Genomic DNA, 5,341 nt, shown 5'->3' on the forward strand with positions numbered 1-5,341 from the left:
AAGAATAGTTATACGGTATCAGCTCATAGTAGGCGAATACCTCATTGTCCTTGTTCCAGACAAGGTTGTTGTCGATATACTTAATCGGGAACATACATCACACTCCTAACCGCCGTGACGAGTTCGCTGAAAACTTCCTTTTCCAGCTTCACGGCTTTTCCTGCATAGGTGGTCTTAGGTCGCAGGGCAAATGTAATCTGCGATTTCAAGAAGCTGTAAGGCTTCTTGCCGTCAAAGGTCTTTTGGCTCATGAACCATGTGAGGGCAACGGGAATACCAAAGTATTTCAAAAACGCCCCCTCGATAAGTGATAACGGCGGTAAGTCCCCTAAAAGAATGACGGCAAACTCCGTGATGACAAACCACGTTATCTGGGTAAAGGTAACGGGAAACGGGAGAGTAAAATCGTTGATTGCGTACAAGACTTTCTCCACGTTCCAGATACCCGTGTAGCTCTTAATCATCTTCAATTCGTTTCAGCTCCTTTCGTTGTAATGGAAAAGGACAGCCATTTTCAGACTGTCCTTGATAGAAAAAGCTGTCAGTAGCGACCTTGCCTGTCGCTGATCTGCCAGCTCTAATATGGTATCTCGCATATCCCACGGCTTGTTTCAATGAATGTCCCCTCTATGGACAAGTCCCTGCCGTATGCTTCATAGTCGATATAGTTCTGCAACGGTAGCGGTATCTGTCCTAATACCTGCAACTCGTCAATGAAGTAATAGGCAACGTCGGTCATGTCCTCGCAGTCTGGATAATAATAAATATCGTCCTTGTGTTCATAGACTTCTTCCAGACTTCCATAGTAGGAAACAAACTCGTCCAGAGCGTCGGTGATATAGTCGGGAAGCTCACAAATCATGTCATACATTTCATTGAGTTCTTGAATGGAGATATACTCCCCGATTTCAATAGGGAAGTTGTCGGTATCATGGACAGCGTATTCCTCATAATAGCTGTTCAGCCCGATACGCTCCGCTACATCTTCCTCGTCGATTGGAAAAGAGAACCAATCACCGACAAGTTCGCCCTCATTGTACTTACCAAGATTAGCGATATATACCCTCATGTCGTCAACCACAGACTTACACCTCTTTTCTACGGAAGCTCATAGATACCGTGGTCGGTTTCCACAAAGCGTCCGTTGTCGTCAAGATATTGCCCGTAGGCTTCAAAATCAAAATAGCGGGTGACGCTCTCACTTAGGGAAGTAAAGTCTGGGTCATTGTTCAGAATGTGGCGGGCAACGTCCGTCATGTTTCTGCACCAAGAATAATGAATGATGTCATTTCTATATCGGTGCAGTTCGTCAAGGTCGGTAAAATAGCACATCAGCTCCCCGTAGTCCTCTTTCAAATCAGAGGGTAGATTTTCGTAGGTATGATACAGGTCACCCAGCTTTTCGACGGCAGTATCTTCCTGCACTTCATCAGCAAAGGGAAGCTCCTTGCCCGTGATAGAGTAATAGTCTGTATCTACATCAATCCCCAGCAGTTCTTCCACCTGTTCCGTGTCGATAGGCAGGGTGAACCAAAAGGCTCGTATCTCGCCGTCTGTCGGTTCTCTGGCTTCAATCTGCACACGCATTTCTTCCATGTTTCATCACGTCCTTTCTTTGTAACGCTTCCTGTATGACGGTGTAAGGCACACCGAATACATAGCGTGAAAAATCTTCCAACTGTTTCTTAGGGTAGTCGGACAGGCAAAGGCGTTTCACTTCAAACCAGACCGCACGCTTGTAATAGGGCAGGTCGGAGAGATACGGACACCCGATTTTTGCCTGCATATCCGAGAAAATGTCTTTCAATCAATCACTCCAATCATAAATTTGAGTATAGAAAAAGCGGTTGATCTCCAAAGGAGTAACCGCTCTGTGTCGGGATATGAAATTGTTAAATTTTAATTTACTTGCCTGACAAATATAATTTGATTTCCTCAGCTATTGTAGCATATTCGTAATCCTGAACATAATGAGGACAATTCAATTCTATAATTTTTGCATCATCAACCTTTGTTATGTATTTTTTAGGTATCTGACGCCATGTTTCCTCGTCAAATCCCGTTCCACCAGACCCATTAGATACAAATAAACACATTGGAACAGTAGGAACACCCATTTCCTCTACAATCTTGGCATTATTTTTAATATATTCCATTTCTTGTATCATTGTAGATGTTGCTGTTCGTCTATAAAAAATTGCTTTATAAATATCTTTTTCATACTCCGTCAAAGTGCCATGTTTTATTGCTTCACTTTCCGAAATACCTGGTATTAATCTTGTGACTCCAATATTCGCTACAAAACTAGACACCTTCATCAATGGAATATTGATTTTCATATTCTCATAATACTGTGGTACTGCCATGTCCAATCCAATAATAGCAGTTACTTCATCTGGATATTTATTAGCCCAATAAAGTGCCTCCAATCCCGACATAGAATGTGGACACAACACATATGGTCCTTTTATACCTGCCATTTCAAGTGATTTTCTTGTATCATCGAGAATACTATCTATATCTCTATCTCTGTCAACTACATCACTATATCCATAACCGAATTTTTCAACTACAACAATCTGATATTCATCAGATAGCAAAGAATATAGTGATTTAAAATCTAAAATAGGTGAACACGTTCCACCCCCAGATAGAAATACAAGTGTTTTATCTCCGCTACCTTCTTTATAAACACTCATATTGTTTCCATCAACAGAAATCATTTCACCCAATGGTACTAGCAATTCTTGTTCTTTATCCAAACGAATTCTATGATTGATGTAGACAGCAAGCAATATCACAACAAATAACAGAATAATAAACGCAAATATCTTAAACATCTTTTTATATATCCTCCACATGTTTTTCCTCCCAAATCCTAATTTGTTAATTTCTATATCCACATTATATCAGTTAAAAATCAGTCATTCAATGAAATTCATAGCGTGACTATCTTTTATCTGTGTACCATTCCGTCACCCCCTTTCATTCCCCCTATGCCCGAACTCCCATAGGGGGACAGGTAAGTTTGCGTGACCGCAAACGATTGATTATTACGCTCCAATGATACGGTTAAACAGCTCTAACAGCACGTCCTTGACACCGCCTGCATTGAATACTAGCCCGACAGCGATTAAGGCAATCACAAGGAAGCCGATTAACTTAGAAAACTCCCTCTTAAATCCTAAGTAGATACCGATAACCACGATTGCCATAAGCACTAGGCTCTGGGCATTGCTTAAAAACCAGTTGTATAAGTTCTGTCCGAAATTCATTCTTTATCAATCCTTTCTTTTTTGATTTCTTCCATTTGTTCGTCAGCCATTTTGCTGACCTGTGCGAAACACATAAGGACAACACCGATACCCATTCCCAGCGATACCAGCACTAAGTCCTTGACAAGTTCTGCCATAATCTCAATTCTCCTTTACTCTGTGATAAGCTCCTCTGTGTCCGCTGTCTGCTGTTTGATTATCTGCAAGTGCTTTTCTGTCAGCTTTGCGTTGTCCTCAATCTCTTTCAGATAGCTTGTGCTGTTGCCAGCGTCTATCTTTTTCAGCATTTTCAGCGTAGGGGCGACCTGTCGGCTTATCCAGCCCAGCGTCCTTTCCAGCGTGTAAGGCTCTGGGTCGGTTGTCAATTTGATAGGCGGGCGGTCTTTCCCGATAAACCACGCCCAGCGGTCATTGAGCTTCCAGTCTGTCTTTCGCTTCTCCGGCTCTCTATCCACGAAGCGGATATAGTGATTGATGATAGAAAATGCCGTCTGTTCTGCGTCATAATGGGTCAGCAGTTCACGGACGGCATAATAAGCTCTTTCATCTTTCAGTCGTATCTCGAAGCGGTTCTTTATGGGTGCTTCCTTAATCGGTATTCCCAGCTTTGCGTACTGCTCGTAGTTCTTCTCATAACAGCAGAAGTAGACTTCCGATTTCAGAGAGCCGATATACAGCGTGTGTCCCATACCCGTCTTGTCCTGCTCGTTGTGCTTCACCAGCTCGCCCGAAGCATAGGACTTGAAAGAACGGAACAGGGAAACACATTCCTCACGGTTGCATTTGGCGGTCAGATCTGGAATATCCAGTATGCCCGCCCTGTCGTTAATCGCAAGGTCAAGGCGTTTCATCACACCGCCCTCAACCAGAGCGTCCATGAGGAAGTCATACCAGCTTCGCTCCTGTGCCAGCAGATAGCTTTCAAACTGGCGACAGCCTTTTCCTTTCAGCTCCAGAAGCGTGCCTTTTTCCTCGTCCTGCGAGGTATAGACAAACACATCACCCAGATAGTAATGCTCGGTGTATTTGTAGTGTCCGTAGTCCTCATGGAGCATATAGTCAATGTTGAGCTTCAGAATATCCTTGATAACGTGCTGTATATCCAGCGTGGGGAAACGGATACGCACATAGTCGAACAGCAGGAACATAGGAGCGTCGGGATTGAATTTCTCAACAGCTTCCAAGAGCTTTTCCTGCATATCGTCCGTGAGCTTGACCTTTCCCGCTTCGATACGGTTCAAATGTTCACGGCTGATACCAGCCATGATTGCAAGCCTTGTCTGGGACACGCCGTAGGACTGGCGTTTCTCTTTCAAGGCGGTTATAAAGGTGCTTTCATTCAGCCTGCATACCCCCAATCGTGAAAGTGTGATATTTTCCGCAGATTGTCACAGTCAGCCATGAGTGAGAGAAAACCCTTTTGCCAAGCGGGATTTCCAGACTTTTTGACCGTAGTTTCCAGCGGAATTGTGCCCCTCTGTTAGATACCGAGGGGCTTCTTTCGTGGAGCAGGGCAAGCCCTGCTCCACAGGACGGCTTACACGGTCTGGGTCGCTTCGCTGACCGTTCCAGCCGTCAGTGGTTCAGCCTATCCTTGTCATGCCCGTATAAACTACGATAACGTCTGTATCGGCAGAAAGGCATTTTCTGACAATATCCTTGTCAATCTCATATTCATGGTATATCTGTCTGAAAAAATCCTTATCCACCACAAGAAACGTAAAACGGTAGTTGAAGCCATGAATGGAAAGCCATTCGTCCAGCACCACGGAAAAGAGCAACGGAAGTTTCAATCTCCCAAGTCCCGCTCCTGTCAGAATATCTTCCATATGTGCATGATAGGCTTCTGTCGGAAATTCCTCACATTTATCGTCAGTCGTGCCAGCGACACTTTCCAAATCCGCAAGGAAGCGGTCAAAGTCTACGCAGACACCCTCGACGTGCAATTCTGCGGTAGGGTCGCTGTAACCCATTTCTAAAAGTCCCATATATTTTTCAATTCTCCTTTCGTTCATCTGATACGGCTTGCCTTGCCAGTGCAAGAGAGCCGATAGTCTGTAAAAAAT

The 5,341-nt window shown here is 44.0% G+C and carries 10 protein-coding genes; all 10 read right to left on the bottom strand.

Annotated elements, in window-relative coordinates; all coding sequences use genetic code 11:
- Window positions 1-80: 80 nt before the first annotated feature.
- Window positions 81-470, bottom strand: coding sequence for a conjugal transfer protein (locus B5E92_RS14850; protein WP_087303446.1), 390 nt, complete (start codon window positions 468-470; stop codon window positions 81-83).
- Window positions 457-615: a hypothetical protein gene (locus B5E92_RS15735; RefSeq protein WP_204245289.1), complete on the bottom strand. Its 159-nt coding sequence runs from the start codon at window positions 613-615 to the stop codon at window positions 457-459. The genes B5E92_RS14850 and B5E92_RS15735 overlap by 14 nt, the downstream gene beginning before the upstream one ends.
- A complete protein-coding gene (locus B5E92_RS14855; protein ID WP_204245292.1) occupies window positions 578-1,069 on the bottom strand; it encodes an antirestriction protein ArdA in 492 nt (163 codons plus the stop codon). Before B5E92_RS14855 ends, B5E92_RS15735 begins: the two co-directional genes overlap by 38 nt.
- A 29-nt stretch (window positions 1,070-1,098) precedes the next feature.
- Window positions 1,099-1,596 (bottom strand): antirestriction protein ArdA, encoded by a 498-nt coding sequence (locus tag B5E92_RS14860; RefSeq protein WP_087303450.1) that lies wholly within the window; start codon window positions 1,594-1,596, stop codon window positions 1,099-1,101.
- Window positions 1,571-1,807 carry a hypothetical protein gene (locus tag B5E92_RS14865; RefSeq protein ID WP_087303452.1) on the bottom strand — a complete coding sequence of 79 codons (237 nt, stop codon included), beginning with the start codon at window positions 1,805-1,807 and terminating at the stop codon, window positions 1,571-1,573. The genes B5E92_RS14860 and B5E92_RS14865 overlap by 26 nt, the downstream gene beginning before the upstream one ends.
- 97 nt (window positions 1,808-1,904) lie before the next feature.
- Window positions 1,905-2,795, bottom strand: a complete 891-nt coding sequence (locus B5E92_RS14870) for an alpha/beta fold hydrolase (protein WP_204245290.1) — start codon at window positions 2,793-2,795, stop codon at window positions 1,905-1,907.
- A gap of 258 nt (window positions 2,796-3,053) precedes the next feature.
- On the bottom strand, window positions 3,054-3,275 hold the full coding sequence (locus tag B5E92_RS14875) for a hypothetical protein (RefSeq protein ID WP_010817890.1): 222 nt from the start codon (window positions 3,273-3,275) through the stop codon (window positions 3,054-3,056).
- On the bottom strand, window positions 3,272-3,412 hold the full coding sequence (locus B5E92_RS14880) for a DUF3789 domain-containing protein (protein WP_087303456.1): 141 nt from the start codon (window positions 3,410-3,412) through the stop codon (window positions 3,272-3,274). Before B5E92_RS14880 ends, B5E92_RS14875 begins: the two co-directional genes overlap by 4 nt.
- 15 nt (window positions 3,413-3,427) lie before the next feature.
- Window positions 3,428-4,633 carry a MobT family relaxase gene (gene mobT, locus B5E92_RS14885; protein WP_394337386.1) on the bottom strand — a complete coding sequence of 402 codons (1,206 nt, stop codon included), beginning with the start codon at window positions 4,631-4,633 and terminating at the stop codon, window positions 3,428-3,430.
- A 225-nt stretch (window positions 4,634-4,858) separates the two neighbouring features.
- On the bottom strand, window positions 4,859-5,341 hold a 483-nt coding region (locus tag B5E92_RS14890; RefSeq protein ID WP_204245291.1), incomplete at its 5' end, for a hypothetical protein.

It is taken from the genome of Erysipelatoclostridium sp. An15 (assembly GCF_002160675.1).
GTDB classification, from domain to species: domain Bacteria; phylum Bacillota_I; class Bacilli_A; order Erysipelotrichales; family Coprobacillaceae; genus Thomasclavelia; species Thomasclavelia merdavium.